General features: G+C 40.5%; 13 protein-coding genes. 8 read left to right on the top strand and 5 right to left on the bottom strand.

Annotation, left to right across the window (positions count from 1 at the left end; translation table 11 throughout):
* The first annotated feature begins 102 nt into the window (after positions 1-102).
* The 7 genes from pdxR (at position 103) to miaE (ending at position 11,666) form a co-directional block, all read left to right on the top strand.
* Complete coding sequence (gene pdxR / locus G399_RS0118240; RefSeq protein ID WP_006010981.1) at positions 103-1,932, top strand: MocR-like pyridoxine biosynthesis transcription factor PdxR; 1,830 nt, start codon at positions 103-105, stop codon at positions 1,930-1,932.
* A 98-nt stretch (positions 1,933-2,030) separates the two neighbouring features.
* Positions 2,031-2,894 (top strand): carbon-nitrogen hydrolase family protein, encoded by an 864-nt coding sequence (locus tag G399_RS0118235; protein ID WP_006010979.1) that lies wholly within the window; start codon positions 2,031-2,033, stop codon positions 2,892-2,894.
* A gap of 103 nt (positions 2,895-2,997) precedes the next feature.
* Positions 2,998-5,472 carry a TonB-dependent receptor gene (locus tag G399_RS0118230; protein ID WP_006010976.1) on the top strand — a complete coding sequence of 825 codons (2,475 nt, stop codon included), beginning with the start codon at positions 2,998-3,000 and terminating at the stop codon, positions 5,470-5,472.
* A gap of 338 nt (positions 5,473-5,810) precedes the next feature.
* Positions 5,811-7,418 carry a tetratricopeptide repeat-containing sulfotransferase family protein gene (locus G399_RS0118225; RefSeq protein WP_006010975.1) on the top strand — a complete coding sequence of 536 codons (1,608 nt, stop codon included), beginning with the start codon at positions 5,811-5,813 and terminating at the stop codon, positions 7,416-7,418.
* A 600-nt stretch (positions 7,419-8,018) separates the two neighbouring features.
* Positions 8,019-9,479: a serine hydrolase gene (locus tag G399_RS0118220; protein ID WP_006010973.1), complete on the top strand. Its 1,461-nt coding sequence runs from the start codon at positions 8,019-8,021 to the stop codon at positions 9,477-9,479.
* Between the two features lie 23 nt (positions 9,480-9,502).
* On the top strand, positions 9,503-10,681 hold the full coding sequence (locus G399_RS0118215) for an MFS transporter (RefSeq protein ID WP_006010972.1): 1,179 nt from the start codon (positions 9,503-9,505) through the stop codon (positions 10,679-10,681).
* Between the two features lie 178 nt (positions 10,682-10,859).
* A complete protein-coding gene (gene miaE / locus G399_RS0118210) occupies positions 10,860-11,666 on the top strand; it encodes a tRNA isopentenyl-2-thiomethyl-A-37 hydroxylase MiaE (protein WP_006010971.1) in 807 nt (268 codons plus the stop codon).
* 56 nt (positions 11,667-11,722) lie between these two features.
* Here miaE and G399_RS0118205 read toward each other — a convergent pair whose 3' ends face one another.
* From G399_RS0118205 to G399_RS0118195, 3 genes are all read right to left on the bottom strand, one after another.
* Entirely contained in the window at positions 11,723-12,610 is an 888-nt protein-coding gene (locus G399_RS0118205) for a hypothetical protein (RefSeq protein WP_006010970.1), read from the bottom strand.
* 234 nt (positions 12,611-12,844) lie between these two features.
* Positions 12,845-13,567: a UDP-2,3-diacylglucosamine diphosphatase gene (gene lpxH, locus G399_RS0118200; protein ID WP_006010969.1), complete on the bottom strand. Its 723-nt coding sequence runs from the start codon at positions 13,565-13,567 to the stop codon at positions 12,845-12,847.
* A gap of 29 nt (positions 13,568-13,596) precedes the next feature.
* Entirely contained in the window at positions 13,597-14,091 is a 495-nt protein-coding gene (locus tag G399_RS0118195; protein WP_026843871.1) for a peptidylprolyl isomerase, read from the bottom strand.
* Between the two features lie 248 nt (positions 14,092-14,339).
* Between G399_RS0118195 and cysS the strand changes: the two genes are divergently transcribed.
* A complete protein-coding gene (gene cysS, locus G399_RS0118190) occupies positions 14,340-15,731 on the top strand; it encodes a cysteine--tRNA ligase (protein ID WP_026843870.1) in 1,392 nt (463 codons plus the stop codon).
* Between the two features lie 160 nt (positions 15,732-15,891).
* Here cysS and G399_RS0118185 read toward each other — a convergent pair whose 3' ends face one another.
* Both G399_RS0118185 and gloB read right to left on the bottom strand, forming a co-directional pair.
* Positions 15,892-17,538 (bottom strand): lytic transglycosylase, encoded by a 1,647-nt coding sequence (locus G399_RS0118185; protein WP_006010964.1) that lies wholly within the window; start codon positions 17,536-17,538, stop codon positions 15,892-15,894.
* A 135-nt stretch (positions 17,539-17,673) separates the two neighbouring features.
* The gene (gene gloB / locus G399_RS0118180) at positions 17,674-18,441 is read right to left on the bottom strand and encodes a hydroxyacylglutathione hydrolase (RefSeq protein WP_006010961.1); all 768 of its coding nucleotides are present in this window, start codon (positions 18,439-18,441) and stop codon (positions 17,674-17,676) included.
* Positions 18,442-18,543 lie beyond the last annotated feature (102 nt).

Below are 18,543 nucleotides of genomic sequence, written 5' to 3'. Positions count from 1 at the left end.
TCTGAATTTATCAACAAAGGGCTTGTTAAATTTAGTCATTTATTTGCTAGCTGAGTTGAATAGGTTACTGTTGTCGTTTTCGAGCGCAAGATTAGTGATGTCATGAACAGCCGTTTAATCCATATTGAGCAGAACCAAGAAGACAGCTTGCAGAGTCAAATTCGCCAGAAATTGGTAGAGGGGATCTTAGTTGGCTCTTTTGCGGCTGGCAGCAAATTACCTTCTTCTCGTAAATTAGCAAAACAATTAGAAGTCTCGCGTAATACAGTGGTGCTGGTGTTTCAGGCTTTAATCGATGAAGGCTACCTAGAGAGTCGTGAACGTAGTGGTATTTATGTGACCTCTAACGTTGAATATGGCAAGGTTGCGAACAACTACCCTGCGAGCTTTGATACTAATTCAAGTATCAATAACCATCGTTTCAAAGGTGCCATTGCCACCACAAATGAAACCTCATGTCCTTCTAATTGGCGAAGTTTTCCTTACTCGTTTATTGATGGCAAGTTTGATTCTTCGTTGTACCCAGTAAAAGAATGGCGAGAAGCAAACAACAAAGCCAATACAACGCGTGAAATTTACAAGTGGTCAGAAACCCAAGGTGCAGAAGACGATCCTATGTTGCTGGATGAAATTCGCACTAAAATATTGCCACGCAGGGGAATACAAGCCGGACGTGATGAAATTCTGATCACGGCTGGCAGTCAACAAGCGTTATATTTGCTGACTCAACTTTTTGTAGACAGCAACGTTACGGTGGCTGTGGAAGAACCTGGTTATCCTGAAATGCGCGAACTATTAACTAACAAAGGGGCGAAACTTGTTTATCAAGCCATTGATGATCGCGGCATTGTAGTTAATGAAAATCTAGATAACTGCGATATTATCTACACCACACCTAGTCATCAAACGCCAACCAGTATTACCATGTCAATGGCACGCAGAGACGAATTACTTAAAAAAGCTAACCAACAAGATCTACTAATTATTGAAGATGACTTTGAATTTGAAAGTAATTTTTTAGGTCATCCGCATCCGGCGCTTCGCAGTTTAGATAAGGACAATCGGGTAGTGTACGTGTCCTGTTTATCCAAGGTCTTGGCCGCGGGGGTACAAATAGGTTTTATTGTTACTGATAAAAATGTGATAGCTGAATTGAAGAAACTGAGAAAATTGATGATGCGGAATCCACCTTTACATAATCAACGTACCGTGGCTTATTTTCTATCACTAGGCTATTACGACTCTTATATGATGCAATTACACAAAGTGTTCTTTGAACGTTGGTTAACGTTAAGAGAAGCGCTTAATATTTATTTACCTAATTGCATCGATACCGGACCAATACAAGGAGGCACTGCATATTGGGTAACGGGACCGAAACAATTAGATGGTGAATATTTAAGAAAAAAAGCCGCCGAGTTAGGCATACTCATTGAGCCGGTAAAACGTTATTTTGCTAAACAAGAACATCCTGAAAACTGCTTCCGCTTAGGTATTACGAGTATTAGGAACGAAAAAATAAGAGAAGGAGTGAATAAACTGGCAGAACTTATTCACTTGCTAACTGCTGAATTTGAAGAAAAACTATCTAACGCTAAAGGTAAATTACTCAGTAATGAAACATTACAACAAGTTTTACCTGATGTAATACTTGAATGCCAAATGGTTTATGGTGTGCCATGTGTTATTGAATTGATTGCCGATGGTTCAATGTATGGCAGTACTGGAGGTAAAAATCGAGAAATTGATAGCGGCAATTGGTGGATTGAAAACGGTATGTTTTACCGTCAATGGAAGTTATGGGGATATGCAGAGACCAAAGGTTTTTACGTAATCATGGACGGTAATGAAATGAAATGGTTTGATAAGGATTATTGTTTTGTAAGGCAACTAGAACTTAAGGGTTACACTAATCAACATCTGGCACCATAGCTCGAGTTAAACTGGTACTACTAAGAGTAGAGGTTATATTAGAAAGTAAATGCACTTAAAAATAACATCACGATAAAAGTGATATTGAGTGAATATTTATGAGTCACTTCTCAATTGCTGGACTTCAATTAGCGCTTCATGCTGGAGATAATCTAGACGTTTTAGCAAATGAAATAATTAAAACAAAACTACGTTTCCCTTGGGTAGACATGATTGTCCTGAGCGAATTAGGCACTTATGGGCCCGAGAAAAAGTATGCAAGTGAGTTGCCCAATAAAACAGAAAACGTCTACTGTCAGTTAGCCAAAGAGCAGGATGTTTGGTTAATTCCGGGCTCTTTTTATGAACAAGCAGGCTCGGAGGTGTTTAACACAACTACTGTAATCAATAACAAAGGTGAAGTAGTTAAACGGTATCGAAAAATTTATCCTTTCTTCCCCTACGAAGAGGGTGTGTCATGTGGACAAGACTTTGTTGTTTTTGACGTGCCTCAGGGGCGTATTGGAGTCGCAATCTGCTATGACCTTTGGTTCCCTGAAGTTGCAAGACAACTAACTAGTATGGGAGCTGAAGTCCTCATTTATCCAACGTTAACTGGCACCATCGACCGCCCTATAGAACTTATAATGGCGCAGGCAACTGCTGCCACTAATCAAAGTTACGTAATCGCTATTAACGCTGCAGGAGAGTTAGGAAACGGGCAATCAATCGCGGTTGGACCGCAAGGTAATATTATTTATCAAGCAGGAGTAGGCGTTGAAATCATCCCCATAGAAGTTGATTTTGAGCTGACACGTCGCAATCGCGAGCGAGGTTTACATTGTTTAGGTCAGCCCCTTAAAAGTTTTGCAAATAATCAAATTCAATTTTCAGTCTATGCAGATAAAGCGCCACTGAAGACCATACTAAAAGAACTAGGGCCTCTAGCCATACCTAAAATCAATACAATAAAAAGAAATTAAAACTGGACCTAACATAAGTGCAAAACTGGTACTACGAAAAATATATAGGCTAGTTTAGTCTCGAAAATGCGTAAAATATCCTTACACTATCTGGAGCCACAACATGAAAGCAGCTACATTTAACAAGTCAATAATATCGGGGGCTGTTAGTACAGCAATATTTATGTCCGTGTCTTCTGCTAGTGTGCACGCCCAAGAAGTCGAGCCGGTAGTGAAAAAGGGAATGGAAATTATAGAGGTTACAGCTAGCCGCAGGGCGCAAAATATTCAAGACGTTCCATTTAATATTTCAGCCGTGGGTCAGGAGGAAATTGATGCTGCTGGCTGGGTTGACACTGCAGACTTACTGCGTGAAATGCCGGGTATATCAGTGCCTGACGGCGGTGCGCGGGCAGCTGCGAATAATAATGCTATTACTATTCGAGGCCTAAACCTCAGCCTGTCAGGAACGGATGCCGTATTCCTAACCGATCCAACCGTAAGTACTTATGTGAATGATACCCCTGCATTTGGCAACTTTATCCTAAAAGATATTGAGCGTGTTGAAATTCTGCGCGGACCACAAGGAACACTGTATGGTTCAGGTTCATTAGGTGGAACGGTACGTTATATTATGAACAGACCTGATGTATCAAGATTTTATGGCAAAATTGATGGCACATATGGCCAAACTGACGGTTCTGATGGTAATAATCAGTCTGCAAATATCATGCTAAATATGCCCCTTAATGATGACTTCGCAATTCGTTTTAATGTAGGAACAATTTCTAACGATGGAGTGATTGATTATGTTAATGCATACCAAGTAGACGATGGTGGATCACCCGTTTCCCAGGGCGGTGATTTTGTCTTAGGCGGCCCGGTTATTCAATCTATTAAGGATGCAGATACCGTTGAAATTGATTATCAGCGTCTATCGGTTTTGTTTGAGCCATCTGACGATTTTAATGCACTGTTCACTTATATGAATCAAAGTGGAGACTTTGGCGGTCGCCGCGCAATCAGTACAGGAATTAATGCACTTAACGGTGAAAATTATGCTGATGATGAACTTGGCGCAGCGCTATTAGAACCTGCATCAAGTGACAATGAAGTACTCAGCTTAGAGGTAGAATATAATCTGGGTTTTGCGACTTTAAGTTCGAGTAGCTCTTTAAGTGAGCGTGAATACGATCAAGTAGCCGATAATACTGGTTTCCAGATTACAAACAATATTGCCTATTGGTATGGTTATGGAAATATGCCTCGTTTAGCTTTTGCCGCAATACGCGACAATAGCTCAGAAGCATTTACACAAGAAGTACGATTAGTTTCTAATTCCGATGACAGCAAGGTTGATTGGGTTGCTGGGCTTTACTACCAGCAAAAAGATACGACAGCTCGACAATCTACCGAAGTCAGTGGATTCACTGATTGGCGCATAGCGGCAGGACTTGATCCTAGGTTAGCTAGTGCCTATTTAGGTAATTTTTACGATTTAAGCAATAATCCAGCGGAATCATTTCTTTGGACCTATGCCAATGACTTTGAAGATACCGCCGTATTTGGTGAAATCACTTATCATGTTAGTGATAAATTACAAACAAGTATTGGATTCCGCTATTTTGAGAATGAATCAGACGTTGTATCACAAACGGGCTTCCCAATTTTTGGCATACCGGGGCAACTAGTTGAAGATAAACAAAAAGACAGCGATATTTTATTTAAAGGAAATATTTCTTATAAATTAAGTAAAGATATGATGCTTTACGCCACTATATCAGAAGGCTATCGTCGTGGTGGCTCAAATGCTGCACCAGTCAGGACCGAGGAAAGTGATTTAGGTCAGGCACAACAAGACCCTAATGATCCAGAATGGGCTTCTTTTGATGTAGATACCGTGGTCAATTATGAGTTTGGTGTTAAAGGTAGTACTGATAGCCTTCGATACACGGCTAATTTGTTTTATGTTGACTGGTCTAATCCTCAATTAAATACTTCCACACCATCTGGCTTCTATTTTGCAGTAGCAAACGGTGAAAGTGCTAAAAGTGTTGGGCTTGAAACCGAATTTACTTGGTCGCTGACTGAGACGACGACCTTGTCTGGTGGTTATACTTATGTTGATGCAGAACTAACGGCAGATTTCTTCACGCACGATGCTGATTATACAACTAATGGTGCATCAAGACTTCAAGCCTTAGATGGTGATACTTTGCCTGGCACTGCCAAGAATACACTCAATTTAGCGCTTACTAATTATCAAACGTTGACCAGTGATCTCTATTTAGATAGTCGTGTTAGTTATTATTACCAGTCGTCTTCTGAAAACTCAATTCTAACCGCATTTGAAGGTGATCGATTTGCACAAACGCTACCTTCATTCTCTATGTTGAATGCGTCGTTTACAGTGGTAGCTGAGACCTGGACGATTGGCTTAGCAATAAAGAATATCACCAATGAAAAAGGCACAACGGGTACGTTTACAGAAGAATATATGGGTGGAGATGGCTCCTTCTATAACTTTTCGGGAACCGGCCAGAAAGACTTTATATCTACCCCAAGAACAGTCACTGTATATGGGTCTTATTTCTTTTAATAATGCCTTAGTTATTACTTAAAAAGCCGAGAATGTCTCGGCTTTTTAATCTCAATAAACGTGGTAACGAAGAATTATGAAATAATAAAAAACCAGTCAGGATGCGCTCATTCAGATCTTTTTAGTAGCCGAGGAATATACGTTTATGATCCACAAAGTACCACAGGATCATTAGGCGGCGATAAGTTTATAGATACAGTGATTTTACATAAAAATTTGTTTGATGTGGACAATGTAGAATGTCAGAAACGAGGGTGCTACTTACTTTCATGGATGGTAATCTTGTCCATAGCGAGTTTTATTTACAATGAATAATACCAAATTTAAGAGTCTTAGCAGTGCAATATACTAAAAATCAATTATATCAAATTGCGGTTCAGTCTTTGGAAAGTAAGAATGTTAAACAGGCTATTGAGGCTTGTCGGTTACTCAATGTTCAATTTCCGGCGTTTTTCGAGGGTTGGCATATTACTGCTGAGCTTTATTTTAAATTAAATAAACCTGAAACCAGTTTGCTTTCAATTGCCCATGCTTTAGCGTTGCAACCAGCGGAGCCAAGAGTCACATTACAAAAAGTTGAATGTTTGCTTGCGATGCAAAAACTGGTAGAAGCCAGAGAGTTATTACTTGAAATTGCGAAAACGAATCAACGTAATATCAAGAAATGGAAAAAACAATTAAGCCTCTATGTACTAGATAAAACCTCGATGTTGCTGGGGGTGCAGGAACTGCGAAAAGAAGCGTTGTTACAGACCGAATTAGCGGTTTCCTTGGATCCTAAAAATCCTATATTACTTTATAATTTATCTACTGGACTTCGTTTTGCAGGTAAAATAGAAAGATCAGAGGCGGTTTTGGATAAATGCCTCGCACTAAATCCATTCGACTTTGAAGCTCAGGCAATGCGTTCTTCGTTGCGCAAGCAAACTAAAGAATCTAATCATATCCACGAATTAGAAAGTATCTTGGAAGATAAAAAACTGCCGGTGCAGGGTAAAGTTAATATTTGTTATGGTTTAGCTAAAGAATACGATGATCTTGGCGAATTTAAAAAATCCTTTAGCTATTTACAGCAGGGCGCTAAAAACCGCCGTGCTCGAATGTCTTATGATGTCAATAATGAAATTAACACAATTGATACCATAAAAAACACTTACCAAAAAGAGATGTTTGAAAAAAATATTGTGGGTAATGTAAATGAGGAAGCTATTTTTATTATTGGACTTCCGCGCACAGGGACGACATTAGTCGAGCGTATTTTGGGAAGCCATAGCGATGTATACGCTGCGGGAGAGTTGAGTAACTTTAGTCTGGAATTAGTAAAACAAATTAACGTGAATACTGATACATCAACGTTATCACTTACTGAACTGGTAAAAAAAAGTGCCTCAGTAGATTTTGCTAGCTTAGGGTTAAATTATATCAACAGTACAAAGCCTTCCACAGGCCATACTAAACGGTTTATAGATAAACTTCCTATCAATATGTTGTATGCCGGTTTAATTCATTTAGCATTACCTAATGCGAAAATAATTAATATGACTCGACATCCAATGGCTGCTTGTTACGCTGTTTATAAACAACTGTTTAAAGATGCTTATCCGTTTTCTTATGATTTACAGGATTTAGCAAAGTACTATATTGCCTATCATCGATTGATTCAACATTGGAAAACCGTTATTCCAGGCGTAATGTATGACGTAAAATATGAAGATATGGTCCATAATCAGCAAGCTCAGAGTCAGGCTTTATTAACCTTTTGCGATTTGCCATGGCAAGATCAATGTTTACGATTTCATGAAAATAAGAGTGCATCAACTACAGCCAGTGCAGCGCAAGTAAGGCTACCTATCTATAACACCTCAATTGACCGATGGCGCGAATATAGCCAGCAACTGCGACCCTTGCAAGTTATGTTGGAGCAGGCTGGAATATCATGTGATTAAGCTTGAAATTATGAGTAAGTGCGTTTAAAAGAAAACATAATCTGGCACCATAGCTGTCGTAAAACTGGTACTACTCAGGGCAGGTGATATGTTGGAAAGTAAACGCACTGAATAAAAACGTCATGCTAAAAGTGACATAGAGTGAGTATGTATGAGTGACTTCTCAATTACTGGATTTCAACCAGCGTTCTTCTTAGGTAGTAATCACGTCTTTGCAAAACTGAGATCAGAATGTAACGCGATAAGTCATCAAATTAGACTAAGCTCATGCACTAATTATTTTGCTCGTTGGAATGCTTCTAATACACCGTTATGCATATTAGAACTGAGTTTTAAAGTCGAAGGTACTTTATGCGTTTAATATTATTGCTTACCCTTGTGACGGTTAGCTGTTCTGCCTTCTCAGTAACTTTAGATGAGATACTTAAAAACGAATACGCAGTGCCGACTGCCCCTATCTCAATGTCCTTCCTTAACCCTCCTCCCTTAAAAACTAAACTCGTAATTAGGCAGGGAAGAACACGCATTTCAATGAGACCCGAAATGTCAGCGCTAGTAAATATAGTGACAGGAGAAAAGATTAGGGATGGGCGCCAGACTATGCCAAATATCTCATTTGATTGGGTGCAAAACGAAGCGGGTGAGGTGATCCCGAGTATAAGACATTTAGTGGTTTCCGATAGTGCGTATTGGGATTATATTCTTGGTGTTGGTGAAATCTGGCCAGCAACCACAGGAGAGGAAATTAGACGGGTTAGTATGCCGTTTACTTTGGTCGAAAAAAATCAAAACTGCACACACAACGGTGTGCTTGTTTTTGATAGCGCTTCCTCTGAGGGCTACTTTTACTTTCAAATTAGTAGTGAGACATGTGCGTATTTTAAAGCTGACTTCTGGGGGCGGGGGGATGTGACAAATAAGGTCTTAATAGATGCAGATCTAGAAAACAGTATGACTGAGTATGCGATCGAAAAAAAGCATAGGGTCAGAACAAAGCCAATTGCGATGATTGCACAGCAAGCTAACGATATACGTCCTGAGATGCTAGCGTTACCAAGTGGGATTTCGCCTAACGATATGACAGCATATGGGGTGTTGTTAGATGACGTGCACTATGTATCAGATTGTCAAACCCGAGCTGGTAATTATCCGTTTTGTGATCAAATGGTATTGCCTTCATATTCAACTGCCAAATCATTATTTGCTGCTGCCACTATGTTTTACCTTGAACGCGAATATGGAGATGTATTTTCTCAACCAATCGGTAAATGGATAAAGCAGTGCGCTGGTGATGATTGGGATGATGTTACTTTTTCCAATTTGTTGGACATGAGTACAGGGCATTATGGATCGGTGAAGTATTCTGCGGATGAAGCTTCTACAGAAAAATTAGCATTCTTTACTGCTAAAACAAATGAGCAAAGACTCGCATTTGCTTGCGGTCACTTTTCACGTAAAAGTAAACCAGGAAAGATATTTGTTTACCACACATCAGATACCTATCTGCTAGGTGCTGGTTTAAGTGCTTACGTAAAGGAAAAATTGGGAAAGAAAGCTGATTTATTCAGTGATGTATTGTATGAAAAGATATTTAAACCGTTGGGCCTTAGTCAAGTAAGTGCCCAAAGTCGACGAACCTCTGATCTGAACGGCCAGCCTTACGTGGGTTATGGTTTGTTTTTTACTAGGGATGACTTAGTAAGACTGAGCCGTTTCGTTAGTCAGCAAGCACAAGTTGATATTAATGCTTCGATTTTGGCTCAGGATCCACTTCAAGTAGCGTTACAACAAAAGCCCCAAAATCCTGGGCTGACTACGGACTATAGCCATATTCGTTACCAGCATGGATTTTGGGCAAGAAAAGTCACAAATAAGTTAGTTTGTAAAAAACCACAGTGGATACCTTTTATGTCTGGCTATGGGGGAATAACCGTTGCACTGCTAGCTAAATCGTCTGTCTATTACTACGTCAGTGATAGTTTTCATTTTGATTGGTCTGAAGCTATTCCCGAACTTCAAGAATTGAATCTTATCTGTCCAAGCATAACTGCAGATAATTAGATGTACTCGCAAAGGAGAGATAAATGCTAAACAGTGATAATGATGCCATTTCAAAATACAAAGTAGGTGCCAACAGCATGATGGCGCGCGTTTTTCTTGCTTTCTTAACTACAGCAGGCATCTTTTACATTAATATTATGCCGGCTGTAGTGAGCGGTTTAAAAGAAGGATTAGCTTTTACCAATCAACAAGCTGGGTTTGTCAGTTCTGCCAACTTATATGGTGCTGCGATTGGCGCGTTAACAGCGGTTTTTTTAATAAAACGGATTAACTGGCGTGTCTGGTCATATGCCTTATTAATAAGTTTGCTTGTAATAGACGGCATATGTATTTTTATAGAGGATCCGACGTTAATGGTTGTTGTCCGTTTTATACATGGTTTAACTGGCGGATTGCTTGTAGGAATAGGATTTGGCATCATTTCTCGCACCACTGAAGCGGACAAAACCTTTGGTTATCTGTTATTTATTCAATGGAGCTTAGGCGGTTTTGGCTTGATGTTTCTGCCTGAATTAGTACCAAGTTATGGGACAGCGGCTTTATTCTTGTCTTTAATCGCTTTTACCTTAGTCACCTTATTGATGATGCCATTTATTCCGCATTATAAAGTAGAACAAAATCAATCTACTCAGCAGTCTAAGACGCAATTGAGCAAAACCTTATTGCTTTTAAATCTGGTCGCCATTTTCCTGTTTCAGGCGGCAAATATGGGACTGTTTGCCTACATAATTGGACTAGGAAAAGCACAAGGTTTAAGTATCGAATTTATGAGTCCTGCGCTGGCTTCGGCAAGTTGGTTAGCTTTAATAGGACCATTTTTAGTCATTCTTATAGGCACTAAATACGGCCGAACTATCCCCTTAGTGACGTCAATTCTAAGCACGGCATTATGCAGTTTGTTGCTACATTACAGCGATAGTGCTCAAGTTTATTTAATTGCAAATATAATTATTGGAGTGACTTGGGCGTTCTCACTGCCTTATATGTTTGGTATTTGTTCGGAGTTAGATAAAGCAGGGCAATTAGCCGCAATGGGGGGATTTGCATCTAAAGTGGGATTGGCTTCAGGGCCAATGGTAGGAGCACTTATATTAACGGGTGAACAATACGACTTAGTAATTAATGTGGCTGTTGTCACCTTAATTCTTTGCGCGATATGTGTCATAAAACCAGCTAAAGTATTGGACGCGAAGCGCTCGTAGATGCAGGGGTATTATCCATAATACAGCAGTCTGCAATTCTTAGCTTAAAGGGCGTAGATGGATAAACGTAGCGATATTGACGGACTTTTGTTTTTCCATATGGATATCATCGTGGCATATAATAAATGTATGGTAAACTCTGGCACTATAAAATAGCTAAAATTAAGAAGTTAAATAATTGTCGACCGAAAAACTGTTATCTCCAATTAACCACTTTTTAAAATGCCCAAGCCCTCAAAGCTGGGTTGATGAGGCCATTAAGCCAGCGAACTTATCAGTAATACTGCTCGATCATTTGATTTGTGAGTTAAAAGCAGCGCAAAGTGCCATGTTTTTGATCCGTCGCTACGCGGTAGATAAAGAGAGCAGCCAGGCTTTGTTGCAGTGGCTAAAGCCATATGAAGATTTTACCTATCGAATGCAGGGTGATTGGCGTTTATTAGCAAAGCACAACAAATTAACAAAATCGATGATGCCTGCGCAAAACTCGGTATATGGGCAGGACCTAATAGACAAAATGGTCATGTTAATAAAGGAAGAACTTCATCATTTTTATCAAGTGTTAGAGATGATGGAGTACTACCAAGTTCCTTATGAAAACATCTCTTCAAGTCGCTATGCAAAAGGTATGCTGCGTCATGTGAAAACCCATGAACCTGATGCACTTATAGATAAACTGATTTGTGGTGCCTTTATTGAAGCTCGTTCTTGCGAACGTTTCGCGAAATTAGCGCCGCATGTTGATACTAAGCTAGGTGACTTTTATATGTCGCTACTGCGCTCCGAAGCGCGGCATTTTGAGGATTATCTTGCGTTGGCTCAATCCATTTCAGGTAAGGATATTTCAGCGCGTGTGGCTGTGTTTGCGGAAGTTGAAGCCGACCTTATCCATTCATCAGATAGCGGGGAGTTTCGATTTCACAGTGGCGCCCCTGGGAGTTTGATATTACCAAAAACTAACTTGAGCAATACAACAGTGGCATAAAACACTTATCTGACGGTTCATGTTGTTAGAGTTACAAGGCTCTAACATCACTTTGACTAGTGCTTAAGTATTATTTTCTCTGATAGTGATTGACCATCTACAGCGAAGTTGACTGTATATTCGCCTGCAGGCTGTTCAGTATTCTCAGGGAATGGGAAGTTAACTAATTTCGCTTTCGTTGCCTCAAAACTAAATTTACCAATGATTTTTCCTCTCGGGTTTGTCAGTGTCGTTTGCACGTCAGTAAATGGTTTCTTACTGAACTGCGGTCGCACTAATAAGCGCTGAACACAAACTAATTCCTCAAAGCGAGGTGGTTGGCAGTAGGTTGGAGCCGTGTATATTTGCTTCACATAAATATTGCTCGACAAATCACTCTCTAGTTGCTGGTTAATTTCTTGAAGTAGCCTCTTTTCTTCATCAAACTTTTCTATACTCGAATTTAGCTTTTCAAGCTGGCTTTGCAGTATTTGTTTTTCAGTGTTGGCAGAACGGGCCCCCGCATTGGCAGCAGTTAATTGTTCTTTTAGTGATATCATTTGTTTATTCAAAAAGCTAACTTGTACTGCGTTATCACTGCAGACTTGTGCACTGAAGGACTGTGAGGAAGCCATTTTACTGCGCTGCAACGATTGTTGTTCGCTTAGTGCGACCATTGAAGCTTGTTCGCTTTTACATTGTCGTAGTCTCTCAATACTACCATCAATCATGTCTCGGGTTTGCATGATTTGTCGCTGAACATTTTCACTTGAGGTTTCTAAGAATTTGTTTTGTGCAGTAAGGTTAGTTACCTGTCTCTCTAACTGCTTGCTATTGTCCAAGAGGTTAATGACATAGTCTGTATCGAACACATCTGATTTTTGGTCCTCATCCATTAGTAATATAGTAATAATTACGATATTAATAATCACCAGTACTAAGTACTTGATGCTGCGGTTGAACATTGTTGATGTCCTCTTCTATTCTCTATAGGGTTTAGCGCTAACAACCCTCATAGCGCGATACAAGCTCATCAACTTAATGGTCTCGCTCAGAATGATAGAGAGGAATGGATTAGTTTACAAACGTTTTCACCATACCAAGCAAGATAAATACTAGAATTAGGACCAAAGTCTCGGCATGGCGCTTATTTATGTGACCATCTAAACTAAAAGTATAGAATAAACGACAACAAGCAATTAGAAAATGCGGTTTTCCAAAGATAACTGTTGTTTGCCAGCAATTAGTATACTGCCTTGGTCATACCAATCACCTAGTACAATGCGTTTCATGGATTTATTATCAAGGATGAACTCATGCACTTTAGGGCGGTGTGTATGGCCATGTATTAGTAAATCAACGCCATGTTTTTGCATCGCCAACGCTACTTCACTTTGGGTCACGTCCATAATCTCAGGGGTAAGTTGTTTTTGATGTTTTTTGCTTGTTTGGCGACCGTTTTTAGCAATTTTTTGCCGCGTTTTCAATGGTAGTAACAACATTAATCTAGGCCACCACCAACCACGAGACTTTTTACGAAACTTTTGATATTCAATATCGCGAGTACAAAGCTCATCGCCATGCATCAGCAATGCTTTGCGGCCATACAAATCAATTACGTATTGCTCGGGGAGAATAGTCATACCCGCTCGGTGTGCAAAAGAATGGCGGATCGCGAAGTCTCGATTGCCGTGAATGAAATAAATAGGCACCGTTGCACTTACCGTTTTTAAGGCGATGGCAATGCTTTCAGAAAAGGGAGTGATATCGTCATCACCGATCCATACCTCAAACAAATCGCCTAGTATGTAAAGAGCATCAGCAGTGACGGCTTCTGTTTGTAAAAAGCGAAATAAGCAGTCGCTAATATCTTGCCGATCTGCACTTAGATGCAGATCGGAGATAAAGTAGGTGGCAGACATTGTTATAAACCTAAGAGTTTAGGTCGAGATTATTCAACGATTTCAGCAGATTCAAGGACCACATCTTCCAGTGGTACGTCTTGATGCATACCCATGTTACCCGTAGTAACACCTTTGATTTTTTCAACAATGTCCATACCTTCAACCACTTCAGCAAATACGCAATAGCCGTAGCCTTGTGAATTAGCCGCAGTAAAATCTAGAAAGTCATTATCTTTCACATTAATGAAAAATTGAGCCGTGGCTGAATGAGGGTCACTAGTTCGAGCCATTGCAAGGGTGCCTATTTTGTTACTTTTACCATTGTCAGCTTCGTTTTCGATAGCTGCTTTCGGTGTTTTTTGCTCAAGACCAGGTTCGAAACCTCCACCTTGAACCATAAAGTTACTGATCACGCGATGAAATACGGTTCCATTGTAAAAACCTTCTTCAACATAGCTCAAAAAGTTCGCTACTGTGTTTGGCGCTGCGTCTGCAAACATTGCTAACTTAATGTCGCCGTGATTTGTTTTTAAAATAACCATTGTGTCGTCCTGTAAGAAATAGATTTTTTGGTCAGTTTTTGGCTTTGCATGAATAAAAGTCAAAAACATGAAATTTGAATAGCGTAATGGTAGCGTAAAATACCTGTAAGACCAATGAGATGCTGATGTTTTTACTACATTATTCATAAAACCGGTTCACATTTATGGTGTCGATGCTAGAATTCGTCAAATTTCAACGTTGTTACAAAGCAAAGCTAATTAACAAAACCATGAGGTAAGCACAAAATATGCTACAGATTTACAACACTTTAACGCGCAAGAAAGAGCCCTTTACTCCAATAGTTGAGAATAAAATCGGCTTATATGTGTGCGGAATTACCGTGTATGATCTCTGTCATATGGGCCATGCTCGAACTTATCTGAGTTTCGATATTATGGTTCGATACCTCCGTCACGTTGGCTACGACGTAAATTATGTGCGCAACATTACTGATGTTGATGACAAAATTATTCAGCGAGCCATCGCTAACAACGAAACGCCTGAGCAATTAACCGAACGAACGATTGCCATGATGCACGCAGATTTTGCATCAATAAACCTATTAGAACCAAACATCGAACCACGTGTTACTCAACATATGGATGAAATAGTGGATATTATTCAACGTTTAGTTGATAAAAAACATGCTTATCAAGCACCATCTGGTGACGTATTGTTTGATGTTAGTTCCTATAAGCAATATGGTCGCTTGAGCAAGCAAGATTTGTCCCAGTTAAACATTGGTGCTCGCGTGGAAACCAGCAGCGATAAAGACGATCCGCTTGATTTTGTGTTATGGAAGTCAGCAAAACCTGATGAGCCTAGTTGGGCGTCACCTTGGGGTAACGGGCGTCCGGGTTGGCATATTGAATGTTCAGCAATGAACTATAAACACTTAGGCGAGCATTTTGATATACATGGTGGCGGGTCAGATTTGATGTTTCCACACCATGAGAATGAGATTGCGCAGTCCTGCTGTGCATTTGATACACCTTATGTCAATACTTGGATGCATGCGGGTATGGTGCAGGTAGATGACGTTAAAATGTCTAAATCATTAGGTAACTTTTTTACTTTACGCGATGTACTAAAAGTACATGATCCTGAAACTTTGAGATTTTTCCTAATGTCGGCTCATTATCGCAGCCAATTAAGCTACTCTCAGGATAGTATCTCACAAGCCAAAGCCGGACTTGAGCGACTGTACACATCATTACGTGATGTAGTGCCAAATATGGATGTAAGCTTATCGCAGGGTGGTTATTTAGCTCGATTTGAAACAGCAATGAACGATGATTTCAATATGCCCATTGCATTTTCGGTGTTGTTCGACGTGGCAAAGGACTTAAACAAAGCGGCTGCTGACCCAGATGCAGCCAAAGACCTCGCTGGTATTTTGAAAAAGCTAGGGGCTATTTTGGGAATTCTACAAATGCACCCGACTGATTATTTACAAGGCAATATTGCTGGCGAAGACGATGATGAATTTGCTATGAAGGTTGACGCTTTTATAGCACAACGCAACACTGCACGCGAAAACAAAGACTGGCCTTCAGCCGACGCCGCTCGTGATGGTTTAAATGAAATGGGCGTGGTGCTGGAGGATGGCCCTACTGGAACGACTTGGAGAAAGGCGTAAACAGCTAAAAAAACGCCTTTCCAAACACAGAGCACTTTTAACAAGAGCGCTTTTAACAAGAGCGCTTTTAACAACAGCGCATTGCGTTAAATGCGCTCTTTTGCTTAATCAGTAACGGCGCCACTTTATCGTCCAGTCAAATCAACGTTTGGGTTTTACTTTAGGTACGAGTTACGTCCACATGCAATTTGAGCCTTTGACCAGGTTGCAGATACCGCTTTCCATTTAGGCTATTCCACTTCGTGATGTCACTGATTTTGACATTGAACTTGTCTGCTATTCGAGACAATGAATCACCGTTGCGCACAGTGTAGGTGAGTGTGCGCATAATGCTGTTGTCGGTTTGCTGTTCAGACACTTGATTAACCCAAACGACCAGTTCTTTGCCCGGTATTAACGGGTCTCGCGGCGCCATACCATTCCATTTTGCTAAGTCTCGCACGGACACGTTGTAGGCACGTGATAGATCCCAAAAAGTATCTCCACTCTTAATTTTGTGGGTTAGCTGATATGCACCCTTTTTTTCCGCTTGGGTACGAGCGAGTCGCTGGTCAGCCGAAAGTGAATACTCGTCCATACTTTTTAACGCAATTGGCACCAACAAAAAGTCATTTGCATATATCACATTGTTTTTCATGCCATTAATATTCTGAATTACGTCAATCGTTGTATTATATTTATTCGCTATTAAGCCTAAACTTTCACCTGATTTTACTTTATGACGAACCCAATTTAACCTATCTTTTGGCTCAGTTGCAGCCAATGCGGCGATAAATTCTTGTGCAAGCCGGCGAGGTACAACGAGTCTGTGCGGTCCATCTGGATCGGTCGCCCAGCGGTTATATCCTGGATTGAGCGCGTGAAGTTCTTTGGTAGTTAGTCCTGCCTTTTTAGCAGCAACCGCTAGATCAATTTGTGACCCTACATCGACAATTTCAATGACCGCTTGATTACTAATAGTTGGCCAATCGAAAGCGTAAGACTCTTTATTCGCCAGTATGTCTATGTCGGCAAGCGCTAACAGTTTAGGCACGTAGGCACGTGTTTCTCTGGGCAAGTCGAGAGACCAAAAGTCAGTTGGTTTGCCGCGACGCTTATTTTTGCGAATAGAGCGCATGACACGTCCTTCACCACTATTATAAGCAGCTAGCGCGTGCAGCCAATCGCCGTCAAACATTTTATGCAGTCGTTGAAGGTATTTTATGGCACCTTCAGTTGAAGCAATAACATCACGACGTCCGTCATACCACCAGGTTTGTTTCATACCATAACTTTTGCCCGTGCCGGGTATAAACTGCCACATGCCAGCGGCTCGACCGTGCGAATATGCGAAGGGGTCGAATGCACTTTCCACTATCGGGAGAAGCGCTAGTTCGGTGGGCATTCCGGCTTTTTCTAATTCTTGAACAATATAATAAAGAAAGGGTTCAGCACGCTTTGATACTCGCTTCATATAACTAGGATGGCGCAAATACCAATTTTTTTGACTGCTTACTCGTTTTCTATCAGGCACATCAAAGGTGAAGCTTTTTCTAACACGATCCCAAGTATCGGTGATTTGTATCGGTGTAGGAACTGTCTCTTTATTCAGATTCAACTCTATTGGCTCAGCCGGATGAATCACTGACAAGACGCCTTCGCCGGATGCTTCGCACATCTCTTGACCAAGTTCGCTAGAGACAACGCAAGCAAATTCATCATGTTCTGGCGTGCTCGCTTCAGAAATTTGTTGTTGCTTTGTATTTTGCTCAGTTAACGCGCAGCCGCTCAATATGAGGGGCAGCAATAAAGCTGTAATATATTTCATTCGTTCCCAATTTCTAGTTGCGCACTAAATTATTTTTCAATGTCGTTTTTATTATGTCTATCAAGCACCTTTGTGCACATAGCTCTGGCGTTTGCACCTTCTATTGGCATCAATCATAGCAAATTTAACCTTTAATTAAAAATTGTCCTTGCATAGTCTCAGTGCCGCAAACACTTCGACTTCAGACTCTGTCGATAAGTTCATGATACTTTCAATATTTTGTTTTATTTTTTGGCTACCACAACGAAGGAATGGATTTATCTGTTTTTGTTCAGCGATATTACTAGGCAACGTAATTTGGTCTTTTTCACGTTGTGCAGTGGCCCAAGTTTGATAGTCGCGCAATAGCGCATTTTCTGGGTCTACATGCACCGCGAAGGCAAGGTTTGCCAGCGTATACTCATGCGTGCAATACACTTTTATTTGCTCTGGTAATTGCGCGAGTTTCTGCAATGAACGGTAAAATACGGCCGGTGTGCCTTCAAACATGCGTCCGCAGCCAGCAGAGAATAGCGTGTCACCGCAAAATAAAAGTTGCTCGTTATAAAACACAATATGATCCATGGTGTGACCGGGTGTTTTCATTACTTTTAGGTCAATATTAGGATTGTGCAAAGTAATGTTTGACCCTTCCACTAACCGTTGGTCAATGCCGTCAATACGCGGATTTTGCGGACCATACACGATAACGTCAGGATATGTTTCCTTTAACTCGTTAATACCACCGATATGATCGTGATGATGGTGCGTGATTAGAATATGTGTGAGCGTCAGTTGTTTTTCATTCAGTGTTTTGATCACGGGTGATGCATCACCGGGATCAACAACTATTGCATGTTTGCTGTCATGGATACACCATATGTAATTGTCAGAAAAGGCAGGAATGGCAAAAATAGTATTCATACAAACTCATTTTATAGATGTGGTTAAAGGTAGCGGTTTACTGCATTTAGTGAATATGATTGGCGATGCTGAGCAGTATCTCGCAAATTAATCTGATTACAC

The organism is Brumicola pallidula DSM 14239 = ACAM 615, from assembly GCF_000428905.1.
GTDB lineage: Bacteria > Pseudomonadota > Gammaproteobacteria > Enterobacterales > Alteromonadaceae > Glaciecola > Glaciecola pallidula.
Note: the sequence above shows the minus strand (reverse complement) of the source record. Positions and strands in the feature narration are given on the sequence as shown.